This window comes from Actinacidiphila paucisporea, assembly GCF_900142575.1.
Taxonomy (GTDB): Bacteria; Actinomycetota; Actinomycetes; order Streptomycetales; family Streptomycetaceae; genus Actinacidiphila; species Actinacidiphila paucisporea.
This window is the reverse complement of record NZ_FRBI01000073.1, coordinates 1-1811: the sequence shown is the minus strand read 5'-3', so window position 1 is coordinate 1811 and position 1811 is coordinate 1. Positions and strand designations below refer to the sequence as shown.

Sequence of the window (1811 nt, the reverse complement as noted above, 5' to 3'; positions counted from 1 at the left end):
GACGCACTCGCCCACCACCGCCACACCCACCACCAACCCGCCACCAGCCTCGCCTGGGGCCTGTGGGAACAGACCAGCTCCCTCACCGGCACCCTCAACGCGGCCCAGCGCCAGCGCCTCAGCCAGCAGGGTCTGCACGCCCTCGCCACCTCGCACGCCCTCGGGCTCCTCGACGCCGCCCTCGCCGCACCCGACCCGCTGCTCGTCCCCGTCGGCCTCGACGCCCGGCGGCTGGACCCCACCCTCGTGCCGCCTGTCCTACGCGGCCTCGCCCGGCGCCCGAGCCGGCGTACGGCCGCGGGCAGGTCGGCGGGACGCGGGACGACCGATGCGCTGCGGCAGCAGCTGGCGCGGCAGTCGGCGGCCGAGCAGGGCGAGACGCTGCTGGCCCTGGTCCGTACGCAGGCCGCCGCCGTGCTCGGCCACCCCGACGGCGCCGACGCCATCCAGGTGGACGCGGCCTTCAAGGAGTTGGGCTTCGACTCGCTCACGGCGGTCGAGCTCCGCAACCGGCTGGGCACGGTCACCGGGCTGCGCCTGCCGACGACGATGATCTTCGACTACCCGAGCCCCGCACGCCTGGCGGCCTACCTGCGGGACGAGTTGGTGGATTCCGCGATCGGCGACCGGGACGCCCCGGCAGCCGCGCGGGCCCGAACGGTCGCGGGGGCCGCCGGCCCGGCCGACGAGCCGATCGCCATCGTGGGGATGGCCTGCCACTTCCCGGGCGGAGTGCGCAGCCCCGAGCAGCTGTGGGCACTGCTGACCGACGAAGTCGACGCGACGGGGCCGTTCCCGACCGACCGCGGCTGGGACCTGGAGCGCCTCTACGACCCGGACCCCGACCACCTCGGCACCACGTACAGCCGTGGCGGTGGGTTCCTGCATGACGCGGGCGAGTTCGACGCGGACTTCTTCGGCATCAACCCGCGCGAGGCGCTGGCCACCGACCCGCAGCAGCGGCTGCTCCTGCACACCGCCTGGGAAGCGCTGGAGAACGCCCGGCTCGACCCCGCGCGGCTGCACGGCACCCGTACCGGCGTGTTCACCGGCGTCGTGGCGCAGAACTACGCCAGTCAGATCAGCGCCGAGAACACCCAGGAACTGGAGGGCTACCTCGCGACCGGCAACACCACGTCGGTCGCGTCGGGCCGGATCGCTTACACCCTCGGGTTCGAGGGCCCCGCCATGACGATCGACACCGCGTGCTCGTCGTCGCTCGTGGCCATCCACCTCGCGGCCCAGGCGTTGCGCAGCGACGAGTGCACGCTCGCGCTCGCCGGCGGCGCGACGGTGATGGCGGTGCCGAGCCCCTTCCTGGAGTTCAGCCGGCAGCGCGGCCTGGCGCCCGACGGCCGCTGCAAGCCCTTCTCCGCCGGCGCCGACGGCTTCAGCCTCGCCGAAGGCGTCGGCATGGTCCTCCTGGAGCGGCTCTCCGACGCCGAACGCCACGGCCACCGCGTGCTCGCCGTCCTGCGGGGCAGCGCGGTCAACCAGGACGGCGCCAGCAACGGCCTCACCGCACCCAACGGCCCCTCCCAGGAACGCGTCATCCGCCAGGCACTCGCCAACTCCGGTCTTCTTCCCGCCGACATCGACGCCGTCGAGGCGCACGGCACGGGTACACGGCTGGGTGATCCGATCGAGGCGCAGGCACTTCAGGCGACGTACGGCAAGGACCGGCCGGCGCAACAGCCGCTGCTGCTGGGCTCGGTCAAGTCCAACATCGGCCACACGCAGGCCGCCGCAGGCATCGCCGGCGTCATCAAAATGGTCCTCGCCCTGCGGGAAGGGCAGTTGCCCGCCACCCT

Annotated in this window: 1 protein-coding gene; it reads left to right on the top strand. The window is 73.7% G+C overall.

What is annotated here, in order from left to right:
• A partial coding sequence (locus BUE44_RS35565; RefSeq protein WP_235002779.1) for a type I polyketide synthase occupies positions 1-1811 on the top strand: 1811 nt, incomplete at both ends.